Origin of the sequence: Rhizobium vallis, assembly GCF_003985155.1 — a bacterium.
GTDB classification, from domain to species: domain Bacteria; phylum Pseudomonadota; class Alphaproteobacteria; order Rhizobiales; family Rhizobiaceae; genus Rhizobium; species Rhizobium vallis.
This window is the reverse complement of the sequence record NZ_ML133687.1, coordinates 864,411-890,797: the sequence shown is the minus strand read 5'-3', so window position 1 is coordinate 890,797 and position 26,387 is coordinate 864,411. Positions and strand designations below refer to the sequence as shown.

Here is a 26,387-nt window from a genome sequence, read left to right as displayed (position 1 = left end):
CGGTGCGGCCGATGCGTGCCTGCGTCTTGCGCTTCAAATTCTCTCAAGCTTCATTCAACGAAATGAATTGGCCTATTCACGGCGCTTAAGCTAGGCCGGATCAGAAGAAGAACAAAGATGGAAACACTCGATGTCGACCGATGTATCCGCCCCGTTGGCTAAGAACGAAGACAGTCCGCGCGGTTTCGCCTTCGCGCTGACGGCCTATCTGCTCTGGGGCTTCCTGCCGATCTACATGAAGGCGTTGGCGCATATTTCGCCGGCCGAGGTGATTGCGCATCGCATCGTCTGGTCGCTGCCGCTGGCCGGCATCGTGCTGATCGTGCTCGGACGCACTGGGGATATCCGCGCAGCCCTCCGCTCGCCGCGTATGCTGGCGATGGCGGCGCTGACGGCGGCGCTGATCACCGTCAACTGGGGCACTTACGTTTGGGCGATCGGCGCCGGCCACTCGCTCGATGCGGCACTCGGCTATTTCATCAATCCGCTGTTCAGCATCTTCCTGGGATCGGTGCTTCTCAAGGAGAAGCTGCAGCCGCTGCAGATTGCGGCGATCGCGCTTGCGGGCCTCGCCGTCGTCGTTCTCGCATTCGATAGCGGCGGCATTCCGTGGGTGGCGCTGACGCTAGCGATCTCCTGGGGTTTTTACGCCCTGTTCCGCAAGACGCTGCCGCTCGGACCGAACCAGGGGTTCTTCCTCGAAGTGCTGCTCCTCAGCGGACCGGCCCTCCTCTACATCCTCTATCTCGAATTCGGCAGCGGCCAAGGCCATCTCTATCGCACCGGCCTTGCCGATACGGCCCTGCTGCTCGGCTGCGGCCTCATCACCGCCGTGCCGCTGATGATTTACGCAAACGGCGCCAAGCTGCTGAAGCTCTCGACGATCGGCATCATGCAGTATATCGCGCCGACGATGATCTTCCTGATCGCCGTCTTCGCCTTTCACGAGCCGCTCGGCACAGCTCGCATGATCGCCTTCCCGCTGATCTGGGCAGGGCTGTTCCTCTATAGCTGGTCGATGCTGAAGGGTAGCCGCGGGCGCTAGTTCGGAGTCCCTGTCCAACGGATGTCGTCGTTGCTACGTAACGATCGAACCATCGAAAGCCGGAGCGCGTCGGCTTTAAAACCAGGACAGCAGCGCCGTGCGGACAACGATCCCGGCCAATGCGCTCACGACGGCGACGCCTGCCACCGGCCTGAGCGCCGGCACCGAAGCGATCAGGATGGAAAGACCGGGAACGTCGAGAGGGTTTAGCAGAAATGCGGACCCGTGAATGATCTTCTCAGGCGCAAGGCCCTGCTCCTTGTGGAGGTCGAGTAACAGCGTGACCGCTGCGCTCGACCCTGCCAGGCACTTTGTGAGGAAGAACAGGACATCCTGCTGCGAGACGCCGAGCAACTGAAGCAACGGCTGCGCAACGGACGTGAAGACCGAAAGTGCGCCTGTGCTTTGGATTAGCCTCACCATCGCCAGGGAGATCACGAGCACCGGCAGAATTGCCGAAATGACCCGAACGGCATCTGCGCCACCGCGGTTGATCGCCGCCAGCAGATCGCGTCTTGCGGCGACGTGGTCATCGGCCGTGTCACGGGAACAGACCGTTTCAAACAAGGAACGGCGTCCAATCATCCAGCAAGCGAGAGTGGACGCCACAAGCGCTCCGCAAAGACCGTTGACGATGATCAAGCCGGGATCGACACCGAGGCTTGCTAGCGGCAAACTGGCATTTGCCGGCGCGGCCGCAAGCACCGCGGCAAAGGCGGCGGCCATGAATCGCTCCGATGTCCGTTTGTGCGCCATGAGCGACAGGGCCGCGACCGGAGCAGCCGAACTGACAAGGCTGAGCTGGATAATCGCCAAGGCTCCGAAACCGTCCAGACCGAACAATCGGAAGAGTGGGTCGGCCTTGCCGGCCATCCATCGCAAGGCGCTCATACCCTCGAGATAGCGCATCAGCGAGAATGTCACGATCATCAACGGCAGAAAGGTGAATATCGCGATGTCGACGGCACTTCGTCCGGCATCCAAGATGGCGTTGATCAGTATTGTCATGGGAACGAGTGACTTGATGGCCGCGCCGAGCTTGCGGCAGGCTGATGGAGGAAGCGAGCCCGGATTTGATCCCGGAGCCCACTCGTTCAAATTCTATTCCGGTTGGAAGGTTTCATCGAAGAAGCGGGCAACCTCGGAATAGGCCTGCATGCGGTTGCTTTCCATCAGGGCGAGGTGCGTCGCCTCCCCGATTTCCACCCATCGCTTGTAGGAGGCGCCGGTCAGCTGCTCGAAATAGGCCCGCGCCAGATCAAGCGGGACGTCGATGTCCCATTCACCGTGCAACAGCAGCACCGGCGCGCGAATCTCGCCCGGCCGATAGTAGGGATTTCCAGCCCGCCAATAGGTCCGGATATCCTGGATCGGCCCGTTGGTAGCCCGGAGTTTGCCCTGCTCCCTGTCAGCCTGCGACGTCTCCTCGGAAAGGGTCAGTTTGGCCCAGAGGTCGAACCAGCCCTCCGGCACAAGACGTTCACGCGCGCGTTCGGGTGCGGTGCTCAGCCAACGCGCCAAGGCCGCCTGGACCGGAACAAGCCGGTAGGAACCGAGGACGCCACCCTGGTCGATCGGGATGGGAACGTCGCTCAGCCATTGCGGCGCGAGTAGCGCGAGCTTGACGACCTTGTCGCCGTTGCGCGCAGCATATGCGCCGGCCACGGTGCCGCCCCACGACATGGCGAAGACGTTGACAGCCTTCAAACCGCGCAGTCGAAGGACGAAATCGACAGCCGTTGCGAAGTCCGTGACGCCGGTGTCGGTAGCGACAAGCGGCGGGTTGAGATCGGGCTCCGCCTGCATTTCCGGCGGGCGGGTCGATTTTCCATAGCCTCTGACATCGACCGCAAAGACATCGAAGCCTTGATGAGCGAGGAAGTCGATGAAGGACATCCCGTTGAAGGGAACATCGTAAAGACTTCCGGACGAGAAGGTCGCCCCGTGCACCATCACGATTGTCTTCTCGGCGAGAAAGGTCTTGTGATCTTTCCTTCGCTTATTGCGGAGATAGAGCTTGATGCCGTCGGTTCCGCTATCGACGTAATGCTCGTCGAATACGATCTCGCCTGCGTCAAAAGCTGAAGATGCGAGCTTGTTCTCAGACATAGGACCACCTGAATTTTTCGCCGTCGCGAGTCACATAACCAGCAGACGAGCCGGGGAAATGCGTGGAGAAGTAAATGGCGCGATTATCAGCTGCGAGCTCGAGGACACGCCGTCTGGACTGGCCAGCCTGATCCAGGAATTCGCAGAACACCGTGTTGAGGTCGGGACGCTCCACTTGGATCGGATGGTGCATGACATCGCCGGCAAAAATCGCCGCTTCATTGTCCGATTCCAGCAGAACGGACATGTGGCCGATGCTGTGGCCAGGTGTCGGCAAGAAGGTGAAGCGATCCAGGAAAGGACCGCCAGCACTGTCGATGAAATCCGCAAGCCCCGCCTCGATCACGGGCCGCACGCTGTCTTCATAGACGCCGGAACTCGGAATGTTGACGTCGTTGTGGCTTGCCGTTGACGAGTAGTATTCCTGCTCGGCGCGCGGGAAGATGTAGCGCGCATTTTTGAAGGTGGGAATCCATCTTCCGTCCTCAAGCACGGTATTCCAGCCGGAATGATCGACGTGGAGATGAGTATTGATGACGAAGTCGACGTCTTCCGGCCCGACACCCGCCTGGCGCAGCCTGTCGAGAAACGGGATGGTCTGTTGATGGAAGCTTGGGTTACGCGGTCTTTCCTTGTCGTTGCCCGAGCTCGTATCGATCAGGATGACGTGGTCGGGCGTTCTCACAAGCCAACTATGTATGCTCACCACAAGGGCATCGCGGCCCTCTTCCATATCAACGGCGGAAAGCCGCGGCTCGACCGCCTTGATCTCCTCAGAACCAGCATCCGGATAGAGAAACGACGGCGGCACGTTATGCAGATATTGCTCCTGCACCTTTCTCACCGTCACGCCGGCAATACGATATTCCTTTCCAAGATCGCTCATGGAACTTCCTTTCGAGTTGAACTGGGATCGGGACAGCGCTGTCTGATGGCTGTGGACAATAGGGAGAATTCGTGAAACGATCAAATCGATGAATGAAATTGTCCCCATCGATCATTTCAATTTGTGGTCTTTCGACCTGAACCTGCTCGTCGCATTCGATGCGCTGATGAAGGAGCGGAGCGTGACGAAGGCTGCTGTTCGTCTGAAAATCCAGCAGCCTGCCATGAGCCACAATCTCGGAACGCTTCGGACATTGCTTCAGGACGAGTTGTTCGTGCGTGTCGGTCAGGTCATGCAGCCGACCCATCGCGCACTGCGTTTCGCCGAGGCCGTCGAGCAGATCCTCAGCCGTACGCAGCAGGCGATCGTAACGCCATCGACCTTCGAGCCCGGTGAGGCCGAACAGATATTCCGCATCGGCTTTTCCAGCGAGCTTGAGGTGCTGCTCGTGCCGCGCCTCGCCGCTATGTTGAACGAAACGGCGCCCGGCATCAGGGTACTCGCCCGCGCGGTCGATCCAGAGATGGTCCACAAGCTTCTGGACGACAACGTCATCGATCTCGGCGTCGGCTGCTACGATGACGGCAACAACAGACATCGGCGGAGCCTGCTGTTCGAGCAATCGCTGATGTGTTGCTACAATCCGAAGCTTCTCGATCTACCCGAAACATTGGACCGAGACAGCTATGTCGGGCTGAAGCATGCACTGGTTTCACAGAAAGACGCCATCGAAGGCTGCATTGATGATGCATTGAAGCGGATCAATGTGCGGCTCGACGTGTCGGTGGCAGCGCCGGAATTCCTGACTGTGCTGACCGCTGTTCTGGAAGCGCCCTTGATCGCGACCCTGCCGACCAGAATCGTGAAGCGGTATGCCGGCCTGTTCGGCTTGGCGGTCGCCGACGTTCCCCTCGATCTAACGGTAAGCCCGATATCGATGGTCTGGTCGACGGCAAGTGACAATGATCCCGCCAGCCGATGGATGCGATCTCAGGTGACGCAGCTTATCTCGGCATATAGCTGAATTTGCCTGCAGAAAAGCTTGACTGCTCCGGCACCGCCCGGCCGCCTACATCTTCGAAATCACCTCGTCCTCGCCGTCACGGTCGGCGGCGAGCTGGGCGGCCTGGGCCATGATCGCCGGAATGATGCCGGAGACCTCGTCGACGACAAGCGGCTGCACCCTGTGGGCGGTGTGCAGGAAGCCTTCCTCGGTCATATGGCGCATCAGTTCCATCATCGGATCCCAGAAGCCGTTGATATTGGCAAATACCATCGGCTTCTCGTGGCGGCCGAGCTGCGCCCAGGTCATGATCTCGACGATCTCCTCCAGCGTGCCGATGCCGCCTGGGAGCGCGACGAAGGCATCGGAGCGCTCGAACATCGTGTGTTTGCGCGCATGCATGTCAGGAGTTACAATAAGTTCGTTGAGCTGACCGAGCGAGTGGCGAGTCGCTTCCATATCGATCAGGAATTCGGGGATGATGCCCGTAACCTGACCGCCACTTGAAAGCGTCCCGCTTGCAACCGCGCCCATGATGCCTTTGGTTCCCCCGCCATAGACGAGGCGCAGGCCGTATTCGGCGATCTCTCTTCCGAGAGCCCGCCCGGCCGCCATGTGAGAGGGATCGCGTCCCGGCCTGGAACCGCAATAAACGCAGATGGATCGAATCGATACAGATTGTTCGGTCATGGAGGCAAAACAACTATTCCATTTCAATGCAGTCAAGAAAATTGACTGAAAAGCAGCGTGCCTAGCTTGCCTAATTGCTTTGAATGCTTGTGAAAAGCAACGGGAATCGCTAGCAATTTTAGGTACTACGGCAAATTGCCGCCTTGGGAGACATAATGATGAAGAACCGTGCCGGCTTGCTGGCTCTTGCAGTCCTCGTAATCGCAATCTTACTGATGGTGTTTTTCGTCATGCCGCGCATCGGCGGGGATGCAGCCAAAGTCGGCGACGCCATCAACCAGGCGAGCACGGACCTCAAGAACACGGTTAACGAGTCGGCAAAGACATCGCGCCCCGCCGTGGCCGACGCGGCTACGGTCGCCGATCAGGTGGGCCGCCTCTCCGCCGATGCGGGCAAGTCGCTCAGCGAACTCAGGACACTGTTTGCCGACGGCAAGGAGCCGGCTGCGGACGCGCTCGCCGCCTCCAAGACCAAGGCGGTCGGCGCTTTGAAGACGCTTGCCGACTTCGCAATCCCCGAGGGGCTCGATCCTGCGACCCAGGCCCTTGCCTCGAAGGCCAAGGACGGCGCGGCAAAGGCGCTCGCCATCGTGCAATCGCTGCCTCAGACTGTCGCCGATGCGCTTGCCGCAATCGCCAAGGCCGAGGCCGCGCTGACCGGCGTGCCTGAACCTGCCGCAGCGGCCGCGGCAGCCAAGGATGCCGGGCCTAAGCTTCCGGCCTTCGACGTGCTTCGCGTCGAGCCCGACGGCTCGACTGTGATTGCCGGCTCAGCCGAGCCGAACGGCAAGCTCGAAGTGCTCGACGGTGAAAAGGTAGTGACGACGGCCGATGTCGATGCGAGCGGTGATTTCGCCGCCGTGCTCGACGATCCGCTCCCGGCGGGCGACCACCAGCTCGTGCTCAAGTTCACCGGCAAGGACGGCAAGAGCATGCTTTCCGAAGAGGTCGCGACCATTTCCGTGCCGAAGGACGGCAATGGCGCCAACCTGCTCGCCATGGTTTCCAAACCGGGCGCAGCGAGCCGCATCATCACCGCGCCAAAGGGCGGAACCGAAGTCGCCGATGCCTCCAACCAGGCGTCGCCCACTGCCGTCAAGCCGGCGACGAGCGAAACCTCGGCCGCGCCTGCCCCGACCGGCGAGCTGGCGCTGCAGACGCCGGGCCTGCCGGATACCTCTCCCGGCAGCGCCAATACCCAGCCCGCCATTCCCGGCACGGCCGCACCCGACAAGACGGTCGCGCCCGATGTGATGGTCAATGCCGTCGAGATCGAAGGCAACAAGATCTTCATTGCCGGAACGACGCGCTCCAACGCCAAGGTCATCGGTTATGCCGACGACAGCCTCGTCGGCCAGGACACGGCCGGCTCCGACGGCCATTTCGTCATCGACGGCGTGGTGGCGCTCTCGGTCGGCGACCACAAGATCCGCGTCGATGTCGTCGATCCCGCCGGCAAGGTGATCGTGCGCGCTTCGGTGAACTTCAACCGCCCGGCGGGCGATCAGATAAGGGTTGCCGCGCAATCCGTTCCAGCCGAGGCAAGCAGCGGCTCTTCGCTGGTGCCGCTGGACGAAGGCGAGCTCGGCAAACGCAAGGCCGAGGCCGGCAAGGCTTTCGGTCTGCTGAAGGGGCTGTTTGCCGACGGTAAGCAACCCGGTGCCGAACAGCTTGCGGCCGCGCGCTCGGCAACGGAATTCGCACTACGCTCGGTCGCCGAATTCCGCCCAGCAGCCGATGCCTCCGACGTCTTCAAGCAAGCCTCCGGCTCGGCCTCGCAGACCGCCGCTAAAGCGCTGAAACTGATCCAGGGCCTGCCCAAGGATGCGAAATCGGTCGGCGCTGCGCTCGACCAACTCGGCTCAATCATCGCCGAACTCACCGCGACACCTGCGCCGGCCGCACCGGCTGCAAATGAGGCGGCCAGCAACGAGCCGAAGACGATCGAACAAGCGCCGCTGACGGCAAACAACGCGGCGGTCATCATTCGCCGCGGCGACACGCTGTGGCAGATTTCGCGACGCACCTATGGCCTCGGCGTTCGCTATACGACGATCTACATCGCCAACGAGGACAAGATCGTCGATCCGGATCGCATCCGGCCCGGGCAGATCTTCGGCCTGCCGAAGGATGCATTGCCGAACGCCGAGGAACTGCACCGCAAGCGTCTTTCCGGCCAGCACCTCTAGGCTTCAAAAACAGCATGACGAGGCCGGGCGGCATAACCGCCCGGCTTCTCTTTTCCTCGACCCCGCAACTGTTGTATTCGTCGATCCGGCACCCTATCTGGCGATGGCGCCTGCGGGTTGCGGAAAGCGCTTTCGGGCACGTTCCGGGCCTGTGCTTTTGACGGCATCGAAGCGCCGCAACCGCGGCAAATTTCATCCGGGCTGGAGACACCCATGGCAAACGGCAAGACAGTCTCTGAATCCCACCTGCTGCGGACGCTTCTTAACCTCTGGCCTTATATGTGGCCGGCTGGTCGGGCGGATCTCAAGATGCGCGTCGTCTGGGCCTCGGTCTACCTGCTGATCTCGAAATTCGTACTGCTGCTCGTCCCCTATTTCTTCAAATGGTCGACCGATGCGCTGAACGGCAGGATGGATCTCGCCGGCACCGTGCCGCCGCTGCTTGCCGGCGCCGTGGCGCTTGTCATCGCCTATAACGTCACTCGGCTGATCCAGCTCGGCCTCAACCAGCTGCGCGACGCGCTTTTTGCCAGCGTCGGGCAACATGCGGTGCGCCAGCTCGCCTACAAGACCTTCGTGCATATGCATGAACTGTCGCTGCGCTTCCATCTCGAGCGCAAGACCGGCGGGCTTTCGCGCATCATCGAGCGCGGCACGAAGGGTATCGAGACGATCGTGCGCTTCACGATCCTCAACACGGTCCCGACCCTTATCGAATTCCTGCTGACGGCGGTGATCTTCTGGTGGGGCTACGGCTTCTCCTATCTCGCCGTCACAGCCTTCACGGTCTGGGCCTATATCTGGTTCACGATCCGCGCATCGGACTGGCGCATCGCCATCCGCCGGACGATGAACGACAGCGATACCGACGCCAACACCAAGGCGATCGACTCACTTCTCAATTTTGAGACCGTCAAATATTTCGGCAATGAGGAGATGGAGGCCAAGCGCTTCGACAAATCGATGGAGCGCTACGAGAAGGCGGCGACTGACGTCTGGACCTCACTCGGCTGGTTGAACTTCGGACAGGGCGTCATCTTCGGCATCGGCACAACCATCATGCTGGTGCTGTCGGCGATGGCCGTTCAGCGCGGCGAGCAAACCGTCGGCGATTTCGTTTTCGTCAATTCGATGCTGCTGCAGCTCTCGGTGCCGCTCAATTTCATCGGCTTCGTCTATCGCGAAATCCGCCAGGGACTGACCGACATCGAGCAGATGTTCGACCTTCTCGAAGTGAAGGCCGAGGTCAAGGACGCGCCTGATGCGACCGAGCTTCGGATCGGCCAGGGCGCGATCTCCTTCAAGGACGTGCAGTTCTCCTATGATCCGGCCCGTCCAATTCTCAAGGGCATCTCCTTCGAGGTGCCGGCCGGCAAGACGGTCGCCGTCGTCGGCCCGTCCGGTGCCGGCAAATCGACGCTGTCGCGCCTGCTCTATCGCTTCTACGATATCCAGAGCGGCGCGATCACCGTCGACGGCCAGGATATCCGCACGGTGACGCAGAAGAGCCTGCGCACGGCGATCGGCATGGTGCCGCAGGATACCGTGCTCTTCAACGACACCGTCGCCTACAATATCCGTTACGGCCGCACATCAGCCAGCGACGGCGAGGTCTTCGCGGCTGCCGAAGTGGCGCAGATCGCGCATTTCATCGAAATGCTGCCGGAGGGTTTCGAGACCAAGGTCGGCGAGCGCGGGCTGAAGCTTTCGGGCGGCGAGAAACAGCGGGTGGCGATCGCTCGCACCATCCTTAAGGCGCCGCCGATCCTGATCCTCGACGAGGCGACATCGGCGCTCGATACGACGACGGAACGGGAAATCCAGACGGCGCTCGACGTGGTCTCGAAGAACCGCACGACCCTTGTCATTGCCCACCGGCTTTCGACCGTCATCAGCGCCGATGAGATCATCGTGCTCAAAAGCGGCGAAATCGCCGAGCGCGGAACGCATGCCGCCCTTCTCGAAAGGAACGGCCTCTATGCCTCGATGTGGAACCGCCAGCGCGAAGCGACGCAAGCCGAGGAACATCTGAAGCAGGTGCGCGAAAGCGACGACATGGGCGTCATAACGCGGCTTGCACCGGCAAACTGAGTGGGAAGACCGGTCGCGGCGCGGGCTTTTATTGTTCAGAACCCCGGCGCGGGAACCAGGGCCGGGGCCACGGCATTGCCCCGGAGACGGTTTTTCGCTAACCAGCAAAAAACGACAACGCAAGGAGACCGGCAGCCATGAGCCTGTTCAACACGGTTCGCAACACGATCGTCCCCGTGCATAAGGAGGGCTATCCCTTCGTCGCCGCCTTCTTTGTCGCATCGCTGGTGCTCGGTTGGATCTTCAAGCCGCTTTTCTGGATCGGCATGATCTTCACGCTCTGGTGCGCCTATTTTTTCCGCGATCCGGAGCGCGTGACCCCACAGGACGACGACCTGGTGATCTCGCCTGCCGACGGCAAGGTCTCGGCGATCCAGATGGTCACCCCGCCGGCTGAGCTCAACCTCGGTTCCGAGCCGATGCTGCGCATCTCGGTCTTCATGAACGTCTTCAATTGCCATGTGAACAGGGCGCCGATGCGCGGGCGCATCGTCAGCATCAATTACCGCTCCGGCAGCTTCGTCAATGCCGAGCTCGACAAGGCGAGCGAGGACAACGAGCGCAACGGGCTGGTGATCGAAACCCGCCACGGGCAGATCGGCGTCGTGCAGATCGCCGGTCTCGTCGCCCGGCGCATCCTCTGCTGGGCCAATACCAACGAACCATTGGATGCCGGCGAGCGCTTCGGGCTGATCCGTTTCGGTTCGCGGCTTGACGTGTTCCTGCCCGCCGGTGCGGCACCACGCGTCTCGCTCGGCCAGACGGCAGTTGCGGGAGAAACGGTCATTGCCGAATTCGCCTCGGCCAAGGGTCCCGTCATCAGCCGTCGCAGCTAGGAACGTCGATATGGAAACGCCCTTTCCGCCCTTCGAGCCCAATGGACCTGATGATTCCGCCCGCGGCCCGCGTCTGCGCGAGATCCCGCTGCGGCTCGTTTTTCCGAACCTCATCACCATCCTGGCGATCTGCGCCGGCCTGACCGGCATCCGGCTGGCATTCGAAAATCGCTACGAGCTCGCCGTTTCCATGGTGCTGCTTGCCGCCTTCCTCGACGGCATCGATGGGCGTGTGGCACGGCTGATGAAGGCGACCTCGAAATTCGGCGCGCAGATGGATTCGCTTGCCGATATCGTCAATTTCGGCGTGGCACCGGCCCTCGTCGTCTATGTCTTCGCGCTCGACCAGGCGCGTTCGCTCGGCTGGATCGCCGCGCTGATCTATGCGATCGCCGCCGGGCTTCGCCTTGCCCGTTTCAACGTCATGGCCGAACGTGAGAACAAGGCGAGCTGGCAATCGGAATATTTCGTCGGCGTGCCGGCACCAGCCGGCGCAATGCTGGTGCTGCTGCCGGTTTATCTCGGCTTCCTCGGGCTTGCGACCGACCGCACCTTCGCCTTCATTTCCTCGATCTACACCGTTGCCATTGCCTTCCTGCTGATCAGCCGGCTGCCGGTCTGGTCGGGCAAGTCGGAGGGCAATCGGTTGCGGCGCGATCTCGTGCTGCCGATGATGCTCGGCGTCGTGCTCTACGTCGCCCTGCTGATGAGCTATACCTGGGAGGTGATGGTCTTTACCGTCGCCGCCTATCTCATTTCGCTTCCCTTCGGCGCGCGGAAATGGCGCCGGAAATACGGGACGCTGACGATCGAAGAACCCGGCGTCGGCGACGACGATATCGGCCGGCACATCTGATCTCCCGAGCATTTCCGGATTTCTCCGAATGACGGAAATGCTTCTCTCCCTTCGTTTCGACTGAATCCCTGGAAAAGCACGTGCTTATCCGGAGGCAAGCCGTTTCGCGCTTTTCCCCAGAAAACCGCTTTCGCACTTTTATTGGAACTGCTCTCTTCAGTAAGTATTAACCAACGTAGGCTTCAGTTAAGCCTCGCGAATTATGGTGAGCGTTTACAAATCCTGATAAGCTACGCCCCCGTTTTGTCGCTATTCGTGACGAAACATCAAACTATAAAATACCCAGGGAAGAACCACGTAAGGAGAGTATCGTGACTTCGAAGAAGAGCAGTACCGGCGCACAGCAGGCGGCCAAGCCAGACCTCGCCGCCAACTATCGCCCCGTCGGCCTGAAGGCTGTTGCCGCAGCATCGCTGATGGCGAAGCATAAGCCGACCAGTGTCAAAAAATCCGCTTGAAGCTGAAGGCTTCAAATTGGAATCATGCGTGCTTTCGGGTTACATGCGTTAGGCACCGCTGACGAAGAATGACCAGGCGATCGCCTGACAACGCTCTGTCGACATAAGCTCAACCCGAAAAACCTGATGGATGAAGCGACGCATTGCAGCCGCTTATGTGAGACGTCGGCGCCGATGGGTCGCCGGCGGGCCCGCCGGTGCGGCATTGGTGTTCAGAAGAAGCTGAGCTGGCCGTCATCCGGCCTTTGCTTCTCGGGCTGCCTGGGCAGCTTTTCGATGACGACCGGCTCGTGCAGGTCGGGACCCATATTGGCAACCTTGTTGACCCTGTCGGACACCGGGATAGCCTCGAAGAAATCGTCCTGAACCGGCTGCATCAGATCGACCACCTCGCGCGGTTCCTGCGTCTTGCAATCGAGCCAGCGGGAGAAATCCTCCGGCTTGATGACGACAGGCATGCGATCGTGGATGGCCGATATGCCCGCGTTGGCCGACGTCGTCAGGATGGCGCCGGTATCGACTTCGGAGCCGTCGGCCGAAGACCATGTTTCCATCAACCCGGCAAAGGCGATGACGCCGCCGCGGCGCGGCCTGATCCAGTAGGCTTGCGGCTTCTCGCCGCTTTCCTTGGCCGGGCGATGCCACTCATAAAAGCCCGAGGCTGGAATCAGCACGCGACGATGGCGCATGGCCGCGCGGAAGGACGCCTTGCCGATCGCGGTCTCGGCACGGGCGTTGATCAGCAACGGAAATTCCTTCGGGTCCTTGACCCAGGCGGGCGTCAGGCCCCAGCGCACGAGCACCGCGCGCCGGTCGGCCAAGTTGCTGCCCTGCTCCCTGCCCTCGCCCGCAATGACGACGAGGATCGGCTGCGTCGGCGCGATGTTATAGCGCGCCGGAAAATCGTCGAGATCGAGACCGGAGAAGATGTCGCGCAGGTCGGCGCTGGAGATTGTCAGGGCGAAACGTCCACACATTGGCCTGTCTTTGCACCCGTCTCGTGCCCGGTCAAGACGGGTCAGCCTCTCGGCCCAAAGAGGATGACGCTCGTGCCGGCGAAGCAGATCAGCGCGCCGCCGACATCGTAACGGTCCGGTACGCGGCTCTCGACCAGCCACAACCAGAGCAGCGAGGCGAGGATATAGATGCCGCCATAGGCGGCGAAGGTGCGGCCGGCAGCCGCACTTGGGACCAGCGTCAGAAGCCAGGCGAAAAGCGCGAGCGAGACCATACCCGGCGCCAGCCACCAGATGGGCTTTGCCAGTTTCAGCCATGCCCAAAAGGCAAAGCAACCTGCGATCTCGAAGAGTGCGGCAAACGCATAGATGATGTAGGTCACAGATGTACCTTTCGAATCCCCGTCGTCCTATTCATCCGATAAGATAACCCATCGCAGCAAGAGCAGGCCCCGATGACCTCCACCGCTAAAGCCGCCTCCTCAGCCATTCTCGAACGTGACGGGCGATTCCTTCTGGTGTTGCGGCGCAATCCGCCTTCCGCCGACATGTATGCCTTTCCCGGCGGCCGCGCCGAACCCGGCGAAACGCCGGAGCAAACAGCGCTGCGGGAACTCCGCGAAGAGACCGGCATTTCAGCACGCAATCCACGGCTGTTTTCGACATATGACCTGAAGACTCACGCCGCCGACGGCAGCGTCAGCAGCCATTTCCTGCTCTCGGTCTTTCGCGTCGATGCGGATGGGGATGCGCAGGCGCAGGCCGCCGACGATGCCGCCGCTCTCGGCTGGTACACGGTGGAAGATATCCGCCGGCTGCCGGTGCCGCAGAGTGTGCTCGAATGCGCGGAGCGCCTTTCAAGCGGCGAATAGAAGTGGAAATTTGGGCGACCGCCTTGTTGCCGTCATGCTCAACGTATCAACTGGGGGCATGATTCCTGTTCGGCGCGTCTTCCTGTCCTTGCTCGTCCTCGCCGGCCCTGCCCTGGCGCAGGGCAAGAACACGCCACCGCCACCGGTAGAGGAAACTCAGCCACCGGCTGCGGTAAACGTGCCCTATGACGACAAGCTGGCGCGGCTCGCCGAGGTGCTGGGATCCGTGCATTATCTCAGGACGCTCTGCAAGGCGCCTGATGGCGACCAGTGGCGAAACGGCATGCAGCAACTGCTCGATTCGGAGACCGGCAACGAGCCGCAGCGCAAGGAAAAGCTCACCGCAGCCTTCAATCGCGGCTATCGCGCCTTTGCCTCGGTCTATACGGATTGCACCGCGGCGGCCATCGTGGCAGAAGAGCGCTACCGTAACGAAGGTGCAACACTCGCCACAGAAATTACTTCGCGCTTTGGAAATTGACGTTTAATTAACCTGTTTTCGCATGCGGACGTGTCGTTTTGGGAAAAGGCTGTTAGTGTTGTTAACGGTGCAGTAAGACATGAGAAGTTCTGAGGAAAAGACAATGGAAGCAAGCCTCAACGACATCGACGACATGATCGTCCACGAGAAGATGCAGGCGGCTCTGGAGTACCAGAACGAGGCTTGGGCCGACGGCATGGCCGACGGAATCGAGCCTGAAATCATTGCCGATGCCGCCATTGCGCATGCTTTGCGCGAAACGATCAGATTGCATGGGGAAAGCAGCGCTGAAGCCCTGCTTGATTCGCTGCGCGACCGCATGCTTGCCGGCGAATTCTCCGCCAACCGCACCCTGCAATAACCGATATCAGAGAGTTCTATGCGCACCGGTAAAGAGAAAGTTCCGCGAATTCCGCTCGCGCCGGTCCTGCTTGCGCTCAGCCTCGCCGCCGGCAATGTTTCCCTGGCGCCGGCAGCCTACGCGCTTTCCGAACTGCACAAGATCCCCGGCCAGGCAGCCAACGATACACCGGCCGCACCTGGAAACGCTCAAGGGCAGAGCCAGCCGCAGGGCGGGGCCGCTCCCAACGTTCCCATGGCCGATCCGCTGGTGAAAAACCAGAACAACCAGAGTGTCGACAAGACACCGGGAGCTGAGGATAATTCCAAGCCCGTCGAGGTGATCTACGATATCAGCAAGGTGCCCGAACCGGTTCGCAAGATGCGCGAACAGATCGTCGAGGCGGCCGCCTCCGGCGATCTCGAAAGGCTGCGGCCGCTGATGGGCACCGGCGCCGACCAGACGCAGGTGACCGTGGGCGAACCGACCGAAGATCCGATCGGCACGCTCAAGGATCTTTCCGGCGATCCCGATGGAGACGAAATCCTCGCCATCATGCTCGACATCGTCTCGACAGGCTTCGTCCATGTCGGCCAGGGCACGCCCGACGACATGTATGTCTGGCCCTATTTTGCCGAGAAGGATCTGAAGTCGCTGACGCCGCCCGAACGCGTCGAGCTGCTGCGCATCGTCACAGCAGGCGATCTCTCCGACATGCAGGAATTCGGCGGATATAATTTCTACCGCCTCGGCATCACGCCTGAGGGCAAGTGGAAATTCTTCACCGCGGGCGACTGAGCCCATCTCGCTTGCACCTTTTGCATCCTGCGTGGCGCTTGCGATCCATCCCGCAAAGACATACCTCTGAGCGATAACCAACGCGACAGGTTCCGCCATGCCAGACGTATTCCTGAAAGACCGCTCATTACTCGTTGTCAGCGGCGCGGAAGCTCAATCCTTCCTGCAGAACCTGATCACCACCGATATCGTTTCGCTCGGGCGTGACGAGGCGCGGCCCGGAGCGCTGCTGACGCCGCAAGGCAAGATCCTGTTCGACTTCATGATCTGGCAGGATGGCGACGGATACGTGATCGAAACGGATGCCGGACAGCGTGAGGGCCTGCTGAAGCGGCTGACGATGTACAAACTGCGCGCCGCCGTTACCCTTGCGCCGCATGCCGAAGAGGGTGTCACCGTTTCCTGGGGTGAGGATGTCAACGGCAACCAGGGCGTCCAAGACAGCCGTTTCGCCAAGGCGGGCGTCACGCTGACCCGCCGGCCTGGCAAACACGGCGACGGCGAGAGAGCACTCTACGACGCGCTGCGGATCAGCCTCGGCATCGTGACATCGGGACCGGACTTCGCCCTGCAAGACGCCTTTCCGCATGACGTGCTGATGGATCTGAACGGCGGTCTCTCCTTCAAGAAGGGCTGCTATGTCGGCCAGGAAGTTGTCTCGCGGATGCAGCACCGAGGCACTGCGCGCCGGCGCGTCGTCACGGTATCCTCCGCAACCGCCTTGCCGGTGACGGGGACTGAGATCACCGCCGCCGGCAAACCTGTGGGAACGCTCGGTTCGGTCGAAGGTGGCAGCGGACTTGCGATCGTGCGGATCGACCGCGCCGGTGCGGCGATGGCGGCCGGCACGCCACTGCTCGCCGGCGAAACGCCGGTTTCCCTTGCCCTGCCGGGATGGTCCGGCCTTGTCTTTCCCACCAGCGCCGACGAGGCCAGCGCGTGACAATTGCGAAAGCTCCGCGTGCCTGGCAGCGCATGCTCTCCGGGCGCAGGCTCGACCTGCTCGACCCCTCGCCGCTCGATGTCGAACTCGCCGACATCGCCCATGGGCTTGCGCGCGTTGCCCGCTGGAACGGCCAAACATCAGGCGATCATGCTTTTTCGGTGGCCCAGCACAGTCTCGTCGTCGAGGACATTTTCCGCCGCCTGAACAATCCGCAACCGGAGGAATGCCTGATGGCGTTGCTGCATGACGCGCCTGAATATGTGATCGGCGACATGATATCGCCGTTCAAATCGGTGGTCGGCGGCGGTTACAAGACGGTGGAAACGCGGCTGGAAGCCGCCGTCCATCTGCGCTTCGGCCTGCCGCCGCATCCCTCGCGCGACCTCAAGGACCGGATCAAGAAGGCCGACACGATCGCCGCCTATTTCGAGGCGACCGTGCTCGCCGGCTTCACGCCTGCCGAGGCACAGAAATTCTTCGGCCAGCCGCGCGGCGTCAACAAGGATATGCTGATGATCCAGCCCCTGCCCGCCGTGGAAGCGCAGCGGCTGTTCTGCGAGCGCTTCGCGGCGATCGAGGCCGAGCGGGGGATGGGATCGTGACCTTCATCGTCGTCTCGCCGCTGTCGCGTATCGCGGAAATGGCGGTGCGTCATAAGACGCGCGACATGATCAGCCTGATCGCCAAAGAGCAGGCTTTCCATCGGCCAGGCGTGATCGCGGCCGACCGTCATCTGACGCTGGCAATGAACGACATCACCTTCAAGGGTACCGGCGGTCTCGTGGCGCCCGATGAGACGCATGTCCGCGGGATTATCGACTTTGCCGCCTCGTGGCGGCAGGAGACGCCGCTGCTCATCCATTGCTGGATGGGGGTGTCTCGGTCGCCTGCGGCCGCCCTGATCGCAGCGCTGTCGCTTGCACCTGAACAGAGCGAGGAAACACTTGCCCGCCGGCTGCGCGCCGCCTCGCCTTTCGCGACACCGAATTCCCGGCTGATCGAGATCGGCGACGCCCTGCTCGGCCGCAGCGGCCGGCTGGTTGCGGCCGTGCGGGCCATCGGACGCGGTGCGGATGCCGATGGCAATGCACCTTTCCTGCTGGCGATTCGGGACGTTGCGTAGGGTCGAAGGCGCTGCCGTCCGCTCCAACCGATGTCCTCCCGCCACGCCCACCGCGGCGGCAAAGAAATCCAACGGGCGGCGGGGCGACCGAAACCAGCGCAGACGCGGCAGTAAGACTGCTGGCCTATTGAATGACGCCGCAGGCAAGTCTTTCGCCGGCGTCCCCTGACGGCTGGCTGCGATAGTCATCCGAATTGGCGTGCACCATCAATGCGCGGCCGCGAATGCCGTCCGTCTTGCCGTCGAGCGTCACCATGGTATCGAAGATCTGTGCCCGCAGCGTGCCATCCTGTCCGACATATTGGTTGGGCATGTCGCCGGGGTGCGGACCCTTGGCGGCAAGAATGCCATGCTCCGCCTTTTCAGGATTGAAATGACCGCCCGCCGATTCGTGATGGGTCGCTGCGTCGCAACGCCCGGTCTCATGAACATGGAAGGCCACCCATTTGTTCGCCGGCAGCCCCGATATCTCGACTTCGATCAGGACGCCGCCATTGGCAGCAGCCGTCAGCTGCGCGCGACCGTCTTCCTTGCCGTCCTTGTCGACGAAATTGGCGATCGCCGTCTGTTTGTCCTGGGCAGCAGCCGGTAATGCAATCGCAAGCAGGCTGAAGGCGGCGATAGTGCACATGGCTTTCATGGAGATCTCCTTCCGTCCGGTTGTCCTCTTGAACGTCCCAGCCCGGAAGGTGTTCCTGACCCAAAGCCCATCGCACCTGCGATAGGACGCGCCAAGGACGCTCCCAGGCGCATAGTTCTCGCCGAAAATCACTCCAATTTTCGACGCTGGGCGCAGGGAATATCGAACGAAGAAAGCCGGCCAAACGGCCGGCTTGCAGATGGTCTGAATCGAACCGCCGCTCAGGCGACGGCGTCGAAATCGAACTGACCGTAGGTATTGCGGTAGAGATCGTCAGACTGATTGCTCGATGTGGGCGCAGTCTGCTGCAACGGATAGGGAACGACGATGCTGTTTTCCGCGCCGCCGTCGCGTGTATCCATCATCAGCGCGACAAGGCTGCCGGAGAATTTCGGCTGCGTCGCATCGCCGGCCCTGTCGTCATCCAACAGCTCCTTGATGATACCCGGCCTCTCATCGGCAGCACGTTCGCCGCGGCTGAGTACGCCATCTCCATTGGAATCGAGCCGCGATAGCGTTGCCAGATACGCGTATGAAGTGTCTGAAATGGATGTGGTGCGGGTCATACAAACCTCCATCCACCGCCTTTTGCCGGTGGTGTCTGTACGCAATACGAAGGTGAGAAAATCAGGTGTTGAATCGCTGGTTAAACTGATTTGCGCAGTGCGTCAATAAGCTGTTAACTTCCTATTAACGATGATTGACAAAAGGTAACGGAACGCGTCCGACCAAGTCTTCCGGCTGCGTCAGCCGAGCTTACCGACCGATATTTCAGCGATTTTACACATATAAAACAAACGCCTAACCATGCGTCGTCGTCGCTGCACTGCAACCGAATATTAATCGGGCCCATGGAAGATGGGCTTCACAAATTACCACCTGACAGTTCATCCTATAAGAAAAGCAATTTCTGCATTCAGTTTGGAAAGATTTCCCATGTCCATCATGATGAGGCACGTTCATCAAATGAAGACGCCTTCTGCCGTCGCAGCTATCCTTGAAGACGCACCCGCATGAAAGCCGAAGCCCTCTTCTGGCAGCAATGCAACCAGGCCGTCACGGACGATGGCTCGATCGATGCCGAGCGTTTGATGGAGCTGGTGATCGCGACCTATCGCGGCCACGAAAGCGACTATGACGAAATCGAGAGAAGCGCGGAAACGCTGCTGGCGGAAAATCATGCGTTGAGAGGCAATATTTCCGCCGTCACGCAGGCATTCGACGAGCAGAAGAAACTCTTCGAGATCGTTCTCAACAATCTGCCGCTCGGCCTCAGCGTCTTCGACGCCGATCAGCGGCTGAGCCTATCCAATATCCGCTTCCGTCAACTCTTCGGTCTGAGGCGGGAAGATGTCGCCCCAGGCGCGACGATCGCCGATCTGCTCGGCAAGATAGGCGGCACGGAGAGCGTCAGCGCAAAACCCCGCCGGGGACGCAAGAAACTTTCCCCGGCAACCACAAGAAGCGGCAGTTTCCGCCGGCGCGAGTGGTTGATGGAGGACGGCCGCATCATCCAAAGCATGGTGACCATCCTTTCCGACGGCAGCAGTATCGCCATCCACGCCGATATCACCGAGGATCGAAAGGCGGCCGAGCGTATCACCTATCTCGCCCACCACGACCCGCTGACCAGCCTTCCGAACCGCATCCATTTTCGCGAGCAGGTCGATGCGGCGCTCGCCGAGCGGAAGCCGGACGAGCAGATCGCCCTCGTGCACCTCAATCTCGACCGGTTCAAATCGATCAACAACACGATGGGCGTTTCGGTCGGTGACAAGATCCTGCAGCAGGTCGCAGAGCGCATCCGCGCCTCGGCCGGCGCCGAAAACAACCTGGCGCGCCTCGGCTCGGACGAATTCGCCATTCTCCAGACGTGCAGGCAGCAGCCATGGAACGTGACGGCGCTGGCCGATCGGATCCGCCGCGAGCTTTCCGAGCCGTTCTTCCATGGCGAAAAACAGGTGGAACTCGGCGTCTCCATGGGCATCGCAATCGCCCCTGACAATGGTGAGGAAACCGACATCCTGTTGAAGAACGCCGCTGTGGCTCTGTCGCACGCCAAGGCGGACGGGCGCAAGCGCGAGCGCTTCTTCACCAGTGAGATGGACGCGCAGATGCAACTGCGCCACGCGCTGGAAGCGGATCTGCGCGCTGCCGTCGAGAACGAGGAATTCGAGCTGCATTACCAGCCGCTCTACGACCTTTCGCAGCGGCGCATCTGCGGCTTCGAAGCCCTGATCCGCTGGAACCACCCGATTCGCGGCCGTGTCCCGCCGATGGATTTCATTCCGCTTGCGGAAGAGGTCGGCGTCATCGTCGATATCGGCCGCTGGGTTTTGCACCGCGCCTGTAACGATGCAGCTCAATGGCCGGAGAGCATCAAGGTCGCGGTCAACGTTTCAGCTATCCAATTCAGCAGCAGCGACTTGCCGCAGGATGTCAGCGAGGCGCTTGCCGCCGCCTCGCTGACGCCGTCGCGGCTCGAACTCGAAATCACCGAGAGCGTGCTGATGGAAAATCTCGGCGAGGTGCTGCCGATACTGCATGCGCTGAAGGAGCGCGGCATCCGCATCTCGATGGATGATTTCGGGACCGGCTATTCCTCGCTGAGCTACCTGGCAAGCTTCCCCTTCGACAAGATCAAGATCGACAAATCCTTCGTCAACGACATCGTCGACAACAAGGAGGCGTATGCGATCATGCACGCGATCATCCTGCTCGGCGATGCACTCGGCATGCGCGTCACCGTGGAGGGCGTCGAAACGGCCGCGCAATTGGCGCTGCTGGAATGCGAAGAATGCGACGAAATCCAGGGCTACCACATCAGCCCGCCGAGACCTGCGCGTGACGTGCCCCATCTTCTCTCGTTGCCGCCGAAGAACGGCGCGTGACGGGCCTTCCCGGGGTTAAAAGCTGGGATCGCGTTTGATTGCGACTCGCACGGCAAGCCGCTACACAATCGGCTCCAAGTTCTGCAGGTCTTCGTTGCCGCATCTTAAAGAGCCACACCCGCGTTCGGCTCGATGCCTTATCGATAGACCGGTTTCAACGACAGGTGACGCAATGTTCGAGGCCGAAGCCTTCTTTCCTCATGAAACGCTTGCCGCCGCGCTGATCCCACATGCGGCCGAAGGCGACGATGGCTCGCACGACCTTGCCCATATCCTGCGCGTCTTCAGGAACGCCATGCGCATCCACGCCGGAGAAGGCGGCGATGGCCGGGTTCTCGCCGCTTCGGTGCTTCTGCACGACTGTGTCGCCGTCGAGAAGAATTCGCCGTTACGGGCACAGGCATCGGCGCTGGCGGCGGAGAAGGCATCGGCGATCCTGGTGAAGCTCGGCTGGAGCAACGGGGATATCGAAGCCGCGGCCCATGCCATCACCGCGCATAGTTTCTCGGCTGGCGTGGCGCCGCAGACGCTGGAGGCGAAAATCCTGCAGGATGCGGACCGTCTGGACGCAATCGGCATGGTCGGCGCCGCGCGCTGCTTCTATATCGGCGGGCGTCTGGGATCGGGGCTCTATGATCCATTCGATCCGGCAGCGACGAACCGTCCGCTCGACGACAAACGTTATGCCATTGACCATTTCCAGACGAAGCTGTTCAAACTGGCGGAAGGATTCCAGACCGAGACCGGCCGCAGGCTGGCCGCCGCGCGCGACCAGAGCCTGCGCGATTTCCTCTCGGCCTTTATGGACGAAATTTAGAGGACGAAAATCAGGAGAACGGCATGCGTGTCAGCGACCTCTTCATCTACCCGCTCAAGAGCGCCCGCGGCATTGCGCTGCCCGCCGCCGAAATAGATGCCTATGGGCTTCCTGGCGACCGACGGGCGATGATTACGGATGCACAGGGTCATTTCTTCACCCAGCGCGAATTGCCGGAGCTCGCGCGCATCGATGTGCGGCCGGAGCCCGGCGCCTTCCGGCTGCTGATGCAGGGAAAGCCTGATATATCCGTGCAGCCGCCGCAGACCGAAACACGCATGGACGTGACCGTGTGGAAATCGACCGTCAGCGCCGCCGTTGCCGATCCCGAGAGCAACCGACAGCTTTCCGAATGGCTCGGCCGCGAGGTGCGGCTGGTCTTTTTCGACGGGCAAGCACGGCGGACGGCGAATGCCGAATGGGCCGGCGACGGCACGCCGGTCACCTTTACCGACGGCTACCAGATCCTGGTCACCACGACCGGCTCGCTGAAGGCTTTGAATGCCGATCTTGCCGCCCACGGCGAAGGCAGCGTCGGCATGGACCGCTTCCGCCCGAACATCGTCATCGATACCGACGAGGCCTGGCCGGAAGACCGCTGGGCGGCAATCGAGATATCCGGCATCCGCTTCGATCTCGTCAAACCCTGCTCCCGCTGCATCATGACGACCCAGGACCAGTTGAGCGGATCACGTGACGTAGCAAACCCGATGCCGGCGATGGGCCGCATCCGCATGTCGGCCGACCGGCGCGTGCCCGGCCCGCTCTTCGGCTGGAATGCCACGCCGCGCGGCAGCGGCGGGATATCGATCGGCGACGCCGTTCGCGTCGTCGAAGAGAGACCGGAAGGCTGGGCGCTCAAGCGTCGCGCCGCGGCCTGAGGCCGTCAAACGCGGGCGAGCGCGGCATCGATCCCCGCCATGGCATCGGCTGACAACGGCCCCTTTTCCAGCGCGCCGGCATTTTCGTCCACCTGCGCGACGGTGCGGAAGCCCGGAATGGGAAGGGCGCGCGGCGAGTGCGCCCAGAGCCAGGCAAGTGCTCCTTGGGTCAGCGTGCGGCCGCCCGATGTCAGGAGATCGCGGACTGCATCGAGCCTTGCGGCAAATTCCGGGGCCATGCGCCCGTCCTTGAAATAGACCATCCAGTCGAGCGCCGCGCCGCGGACGTCTTTCGCACCGACAGCCTTATCGGCGGTGAATTTGCCGGTCAGCAGACCCATGGCCAGCGGACCGCGATTGATGGAGATCAGGCCTTCTCTCTCGATCAGCGCGACCATCTCCGGCACCGGCTCGAAGACGTTCATCGTGTGCTGCACCGAGACGTAACCTTGACGGCCGGTATGACGGGCGGCGCGATCGGGAAAATCCGTGCTCCAGCCGAACGCATCGATCTTGCCTTCCGCGCGCAACGTTTCCAGCGTATCGAAGACGGCATCCGACTGTTCCGGCGGAAAATCATTGATATGGAATTGCAGGAGATCGAGACGGTCGCGCTTGAGGCGGCGCAATGAGGTCTCGACCGAACGGCGGATGAAGGCCTCATCGGCGAAGGCGCCGGTTGCCTGCTTCGTTTCCGGATCGGTGGCGAAGCCGAACTTGGTAGCGATGATGATATCGCCGCGATTGCCGATTGCCCGGCCGAGCACTTCCTCCGAATGACCGGCACCGTAATTCGAGGCGGTGTCGAAGAAGCGGATGCCGAGGTCGATGGCACGGTGGATCGCTTCGACCGATTCCTCGTCGTCGACATCGCCCCAGCCGAGCGGCGTATCGCCGGCGAAGAAGGGACCGCCGATCGCCCAGCATCCCATGCCAAGACGCGGAATTTCGCGGCCGTTCCAGAGCGTAATTGTCGTCGGTGATGCGGGCTTGGTCAGCATGAGATCCTCCTTGGTTGGCAGTCACCAAGACATAGGAAGCGCTCAAGAGCGGGTAAACCGCCAAATCCGGAGGATGTTTTGCAGCCGCAAAAAACGCCGGTCGAGAAATCTATTTAGGCGGACATGCCGTTCGGGCTGGAAAGCGTCCGCAAGGCTGGATTAAGCGCCTTGAGCGCTGCCTGAACGAAACCGTCCCGGGCTGCGGCAGCCTCTATGCCGCGCGGCTCGTAGACGTGGCGATGCAGAAAGAATCCCGTCAGACGGAATGCGGCCGAAAGACTGTCGAAGTCGGCGGCGTGATTGCCTTCGGCGCCGAGGAACGGCGGCAGGAGCAGCATCTTGTCCGCCCAGGGCGCGCCGGCGCTGCGGCTGACGGCGCGGCCGGATTTGGGCGAGACATAGACGAGATCGGAACGGGCGCCCGTCGCGGCGCATTCGGCAAGATCCAAGCCGTAGCCGAGATCATTCAGCACCGCGAGTTCGAACCGCACGAAAAGCTCGCCGGCATCGGCCGGATTATGCAGGTGATCGAGAATGACCTCCAGCGCATCGAAGAGATGCGGATGCGGGTCACGCTCCGGCAGCAGCCGCAGCAGCGCGCCCATCGCCTGGACACCGTAGACGGCCGTCGCCGTTTCCATCAGGCGGGCGGCGCGCAGCGTCACCGGCTCGACACGGAATTCGCCGAGATGTTCGTCAAGCCGGGCACGCCAGATGACCTCCACCGCATTGCCTGGCTGTAGCACCGGCTGCATGGCGCGCGAGCGGCCCGAACGCACCAGGCCGAGATGGCGGCCGCGATCGCGCGTCATCACCTCGGCGATGACGCTGGTCTCGCCGTGGCGCTTGACGCCCAGAATGATCGCATGGTCCTGCCACTGCATGGAAAGAAGTCCTTACGGATAACGAATCCATCCTAATGCAAGGGATGCCTTATGTCATGGAGCCCGTCGGGCCGCGTCAGGCGGAGGCCGGAGAAAGCCTCTGCAAAAATTCGCCCATCGCCTTTTCGTCGAAAGGCTTCACCAGAAGCGGTATGTGCTGCAGGTCGGGCGGGAAATCGCGTGGGTCGGAATAGCCGCTGACGAAACCGAAAGGGATGCCGATATCGAGAAGATAGCGGGCAAATCCGAAGCTCATGCCCTCGCCAAGATTGACGTCGAGAAGAGCGAAATCATAGGTTTTCGCAGCAGTGGCGGCTCTGGCCTGTTCCAGACTGCCGACGATATCGATGCTCTCGACACCGGCCAGGCGCAGAATATCTTCTGCCTCCATCGCGATGATCAGACTGTCCTCAAGAACCAGAACACGGATTGCGCTCATGATTCCATGCCCTTTGTCGGGCGCTTGCCGCAGCGCCCAGGCCATTTCGCCAACATCATTGCTCTCTGGTATCCGCATGGCACGCTATCGATGAATTCCGCCACCATTTGCTGAATAGAACATTTTTCTGCCGGCTCGATAAGAATCAAAATCGGAGGAAAGATGAAGATCGACCTTATTTTCTCTCCTGCTAATCCGCATTTAAAAAAGACATAGTGAGACCGATTGGCTTTTGTTTCCACGCATGTCGTTATCGCAAAACCGCTGCACACTTTTGCGCGACATGCTTTAGATGAAGGGGCGCTTGCCCTCTCCGAGCCCCTCCCAGCCGGCGATTGCCATCAATTCCTCGCCGTTCAGTACCTCGCAGCCTCCCTCCTGCCAGCGGATCAATCTGCGCTCACTGAGCTTCTTCAAGGTCTTGTTGGTGTGGACGATGGAAAGCCCGAGCGTGTCGGCAATGTGCTGCTGGGTAATGGGGATGAATTTGCGGCCATTGAAGAGACTAAGCTGCCGGCCGCGCTCGAAGAGGAAGGCAATCAGATAGGCAGCCCTTTCCAGCGCCGTGCGACGGCCGATGCTCAGGAGATGTTCGTCCAGGATTCGCTCTTCGCGCGCCGCGATCCAGGTGATGTCGAAGGCAAGAGAGGGGTGCTTGTTATAGAGCGTCATCAGCCTGTCGCGCTCGAAGACGCAGAGCGAAACGGATGAAAGCGCTTCGACGGAATGCTGCATCTCGCCGGCGATCGTTCCCTGCAGGCCGATCAGGTCGCCCGGCATAATATAGTTGAGGATCTGGCGGCGCCCATCCTCCAGCATCTTGTAGCGGAAGCCCCAGCCGGCGAGCACGGTGAAAAGATGAGCGCTGTGCGCGCCTTCGACGAGGATAGTGGAGCCAGCATCGACGGCAAGCTCGCCCCGCTTGAAATGGCTGACGAATTCCAGCTCGTCGCGGCTGAACTCCCTAAAATGCGGCAAGGGCCGCAAGGGACATTGCTCGCAAGGGGTCTTGAAAGAATGGATGGGTTTCGATGTTGCCATACCTGCCCTTGCGATCGCACCAACCGGCGGGCCATTATTGGCGCCGTCGAGCAAGGAATGCGCAAAGGCTGGATTCGTTCCGCAACGAGGCGGATTTTTTCCACGGAAACAAAG

At 61.2% G+C, this 26,387-nt stretch carries 27 protein-coding genes and 2 pseudogenes; 17 read left to right on the top strand and 12 right to left on the bottom strand.

Annotated elements, in window-relative coordinates; all coding sequences use genetic code 11:
• Positions 1 to 130: 130 nt before the first annotated feature.
• Positions 131 to 1,045, top strand: coding sequence for an EamA family transporter RarD (gene rarD / locus EFQ99_RS09500; RefSeq protein WP_126920767.1), 915 nt, complete (start codon positions 131 to 133; stop codon positions 1,043 to 1,045).
• Positions 1,046 to 1,120: 75 nt separating this feature from the next.
• Here rarD and EFQ99_RS09495 read toward each other — a convergent pair whose 3' ends face one another.
• From EFQ99_RS09495 to EFQ99_RS09485, 3 genes are read right to left on the bottom strand one after another with little or no spacing between them, the layout of a single operon-like run.
• Positions 1,121 to 2,143, bottom strand: a complete 1,023-nt coding sequence (locus tag EFQ99_RS09495) for a hypothetical protein (RefSeq protein ID WP_245441468.1) — start codon at positions 2,141 to 2,143, stop codon at positions 1,121 to 1,123.
• Positions 2,144 to 2,146: 3 nt separating this feature from the next.
• Positions 2,147 to 3,154: an alpha/beta hydrolase gene (locus EFQ99_RS09490; RefSeq protein WP_126920766.1), complete on the bottom strand. Its 1,008-nt coding sequence runs from the start codon at positions 3,152 to 3,154 to the stop codon at positions 2,147 to 2,149.
• Complete coding sequence (locus EFQ99_RS09485; RefSeq protein ID WP_126920765.1) at positions 3,147 to 4,040, bottom strand: MBL fold metallo-hydrolase; 894 nt, start codon at positions 4,038 to 4,040, stop codon at positions 3,147 to 3,149. Before EFQ99_RS09485 ends, EFQ99_RS09490 begins: the two co-directional genes overlap by 8 nt.
• Positions 4,041 to 4,128: 88 nt before the next feature.
• On the opposite strand from EFQ99_RS09485, the gene EFQ99_RS09480 reads away from it, so the two are divergent.
• Positions 4,129 to 5,064, top strand: a complete 936-nt coding sequence (locus EFQ99_RS09480) for a LysR family transcriptional regulator (RefSeq protein WP_126920764.1) — start codon at positions 4,129 to 4,131, stop codon at positions 5,062 to 5,064.
• 45 nt (positions 5,065 to 5,109) lie between these two features.
• On the opposite strand, the gene EFQ99_RS09475 is transcribed toward EFQ99_RS09480, so the two are convergent.
• Complete coding sequence (locus EFQ99_RS09475; protein ID WP_126920763.1) at positions 5,110 to 5,733, bottom strand: LOG family protein; 624 nt, start codon at positions 5,731 to 5,733, stop codon at positions 5,110 to 5,112.
• Positions 5,734 to 5,888: 155 nt separating this feature from the next.
• On the opposite strand from EFQ99_RS09475, the gene EFQ99_RS09470 reads away from it, so the two are divergent.
• From EFQ99_RS09470 to EFQ99_RS34975, 5 genes are all read left to right on the top strand, one after another.
• Positions 5,889 to 7,922: a LysM peptidoglycan-binding domain-containing protein gene (locus EFQ99_RS09470; RefSeq protein WP_126920762.1), complete on the top strand. Its 2,034-nt coding sequence runs from the start codon at positions 5,889 to 5,891 to the stop codon at positions 7,920 to 7,922.
• Between the two features lie 213 nt (positions 7,923 to 8,135).
• Positions 8,136 to 10,013, top strand: coding sequence for an ABCB family ABC transporter ATP-binding protein/permease (locus EFQ99_RS09465; protein WP_126920761.1), 1,878 nt, complete (start codon positions 8,136 to 8,138; stop codon positions 10,011 to 10,013).
• A gap of 137 nt (positions 10,014 to 10,150) precedes the next feature.
• Entirely contained in the window at positions 10,151 to 10,849 is a 699-nt protein-coding gene (locus EFQ99_RS09460) for a phosphatidylserine decarboxylase (protein WP_126920760.1), read from the top strand.
• Positions 10,850 to 10,859: 10 nt separating this feature from the next.
• Entirely contained in the window at positions 10,860 to 11,705 is an 846-nt protein-coding gene (gene pssA, locus EFQ99_RS09455; protein WP_126920759.1) for a CDP-diacylglycerol--serine O-phosphatidyltransferase, read from the top strand.
• 311 nt (positions 11,706 to 12,016) lie between these two features.
• Positions 12,017 to 12,163, top strand: a complete 147-nt coding sequence (locus EFQ99_RS34975) for a hypothetical protein (protein ID WP_164736356.1) — start codon at positions 12,017 to 12,019, stop codon at positions 12,161 to 12,163.
• A 212-nt stretch (positions 12,164 to 12,375) separates the two neighbouring features.
• On the opposite strand, the gene EFQ99_RS09450 is transcribed toward EFQ99_RS34975, so the two are convergent.
• Complete coding sequence (locus EFQ99_RS09450) at positions 12,376 to 13,140, bottom strand: SOS response-associated peptidase (RefSeq protein WP_126920758.1); 765 nt, start codon at positions 13,138 to 13,140, stop codon at positions 12,376 to 12,378.
• Positions 13,141 to 13,181: 41 nt separating this feature from the next.
• Positions 13,182 to 13,502 (bottom strand): YnfA family protein, encoded by a 321-nt coding sequence (locus EFQ99_RS09445; RefSeq protein ID WP_126920757.1) that lies wholly within the window; start codon positions 13,500 to 13,502, stop codon positions 13,182 to 13,184.
• A gap of 72 nt (positions 13,503 to 13,574) precedes the next feature.
• Here EFQ99_RS09445 and EFQ99_RS09440 point away from each other — a divergent pair, with 72 nt between their 5' ends.
• The 7 genes from EFQ99_RS09440 (at position 13,575) to EFQ99_RS09410 (ending at position 17,679) form a co-directional block, all read left to right on the top strand.
• Positions 13,575 to 13,991 carry an NUDIX hydrolase gene (locus EFQ99_RS09440; RefSeq protein ID WP_126920756.1) on the top strand — a complete coding sequence of 139 codons (417 nt, stop codon included), beginning with the start codon at positions 13,575 to 13,577 and terminating at the stop codon, positions 13,989 to 13,991.
• A 34-nt stretch (positions 13,992 to 14,025) separates the two neighbouring features.
• Positions 14,026 to 14,472 (top strand): TIGR02301 family protein, encoded by a 447-nt coding sequence (locus tag EFQ99_RS09435; protein ID WP_208722738.1) that lies wholly within the window; start codon positions 14,026 to 14,028, stop codon positions 14,470 to 14,472.
• A gap of 103 nt (positions 14,473 to 14,575) precedes the next feature.
• Positions 14,576 to 14,833, top strand: coding sequence for a hypothetical protein (locus EFQ99_RS09430; RefSeq protein ID WP_008522468.1), 258 nt, complete (start codon positions 14,576 to 14,578; stop codon positions 14,831 to 14,833).
• Between the two features lie 18 nt (positions 14,834 to 14,851).
• The gene (locus EFQ99_RS09425) at positions 14,852 to 15,610 is read left to right on the top strand and encodes a hypothetical protein (protein WP_126920754.1); all 759 of its coding nucleotides are present in this window, start codon (positions 14,852 to 14,854) and stop codon (positions 15,608 to 15,610) included.
• Positions 15,611 to 15,707: 97 nt separating this feature from the next.
• Positions 15,708 to 16,553: a CAF17-like 4Fe-4S cluster assembly/insertion protein YgfZ gene (gene ygfZ, locus EFQ99_RS09420; protein WP_126920753.1), complete on the top strand. Its 846-nt coding sequence runs from the start codon at positions 15,708 to 15,710 to the stop codon at positions 16,551 to 16,553.
• Positions 16,550 to 17,158, top strand: coding sequence for an HD domain-containing protein (locus EFQ99_RS09415; RefSeq protein WP_126920752.1), 609 nt, complete (start codon positions 16,550 to 16,552; stop codon positions 17,156 to 17,158). Before ygfZ ends, EFQ99_RS09415 begins: the two co-directional genes overlap by 4 nt.
• Complete coding sequence (locus EFQ99_RS09410) at positions 17,155 to 17,679, top strand: tyrosine phosphatase family protein (RefSeq protein ID WP_126920751.1); 525 nt, start codon at positions 17,155 to 17,157, stop codon at positions 17,677 to 17,679. Before EFQ99_RS09415 ends, EFQ99_RS09410 begins: the two co-directional genes overlap by 4 nt.
• Before the next feature lie 124 nt (positions 17,680 to 17,803).
• Here the strand turns inward: EFQ99_RS09410 and EFQ99_RS09405 are convergent, their stop codons facing one another.
• A complete protein-coding gene (locus EFQ99_RS09405; RefSeq protein WP_126920750.1) occupies positions 17,804 to 18,319 on the bottom strand; it encodes a superoxide dismutase family protein in 516 nt (171 codons plus the stop codon).
• 221 nt (positions 18,320 to 18,540) lie between these two features.
• Positions 18,541 to 18,885 carry a hypothetical protein gene (locus tag EFQ99_RS09400; protein ID WP_126920749.1) on the bottom strand — a complete coding sequence of 115 codons (345 nt, stop codon included), beginning with the start codon at positions 18,883 to 18,885 and terminating at the stop codon, positions 18,541 to 18,543.
• Positions 18,886 to 19,332: 447 nt separating this feature from the next.
• Between EFQ99_RS09400 and EFQ99_RS09395 the strand changes: the two are divergent.
• From EFQ99_RS09395 to EFQ99_RS09385, 3 genes and pseudogenes are all read left to right on the top strand, one after another.
• Positions 19,333 to 21,248, top strand: a pseudogene (locus EFQ99_RS09395) (putative bifunctional diguanylate cyclase/phosphodiesterase).
• Positions 21,249 to 21,382: 134 nt separating this feature from the next.
• Positions 21,383 to 22,027 (top strand): HD domain-containing protein, encoded by a 645-nt coding sequence (locus tag EFQ99_RS09390; RefSeq protein ID WP_126920747.1) that lies wholly within the window; start codon positions 21,383 to 21,385, stop codon positions 22,025 to 22,027.
• A gap of 23 nt (positions 22,028 to 22,050) precedes the next feature.
• Positions 22,051 to 22,908 (top strand): MOSC domain-containing protein, encoded by an 858-nt coding sequence (locus tag EFQ99_RS09385; RefSeq protein WP_126920746.1) that lies wholly within the window; start codon positions 22,051 to 22,053, stop codon positions 22,906 to 22,908.
• Positions 22,909 to 22,913: 5 nt separating this feature from the next.
• Here EFQ99_RS09385 and EFQ99_RS09380 read toward each other — a convergent pair whose 3' ends face one another.
• The 4 genes and pseudogenes from EFQ99_RS09380 to EFQ99_RS09365 form a co-directional block, all read right to left on the bottom strand.
• On the bottom strand, positions 22,914 to 23,909 hold the full coding sequence (locus EFQ99_RS09380; protein ID WP_126920745.1) for an aldo/keto reductase: 996 nt from the start codon (positions 23,907 to 23,909) through the stop codon (positions 22,914 to 22,916).
• A 113-nt stretch (positions 23,910 to 24,022) separates the two neighbouring features.
• Positions 24,023 to 24,793, bottom strand: coding sequence for a DNA repair protein RecO (gene recO / locus EFQ99_RS09375; RefSeq protein ID WP_126920744.1), 771 nt, complete (start codon positions 24,791 to 24,793; stop codon positions 24,023 to 24,025).
• 76 nt (positions 24,794 to 24,869) lie between these two features.
• Positions 24,870 to 25,339: pseudogene (locus EFQ99_RS09370) on the bottom strand (response regulator).
• 181 nt (positions 25,340 to 25,520) lie between these two features.
• Positions 25,521 to 26,273, bottom strand: a complete 753-nt coding sequence (locus tag EFQ99_RS09365) for a Crp/Fnr family transcriptional regulator (protein ID WP_126920743.1) — start codon at positions 26,271 to 26,273, stop codon at positions 25,521 to 25,523.
• Positions 26,274 to 26,387: the final 114 nt, after the last annotated feature.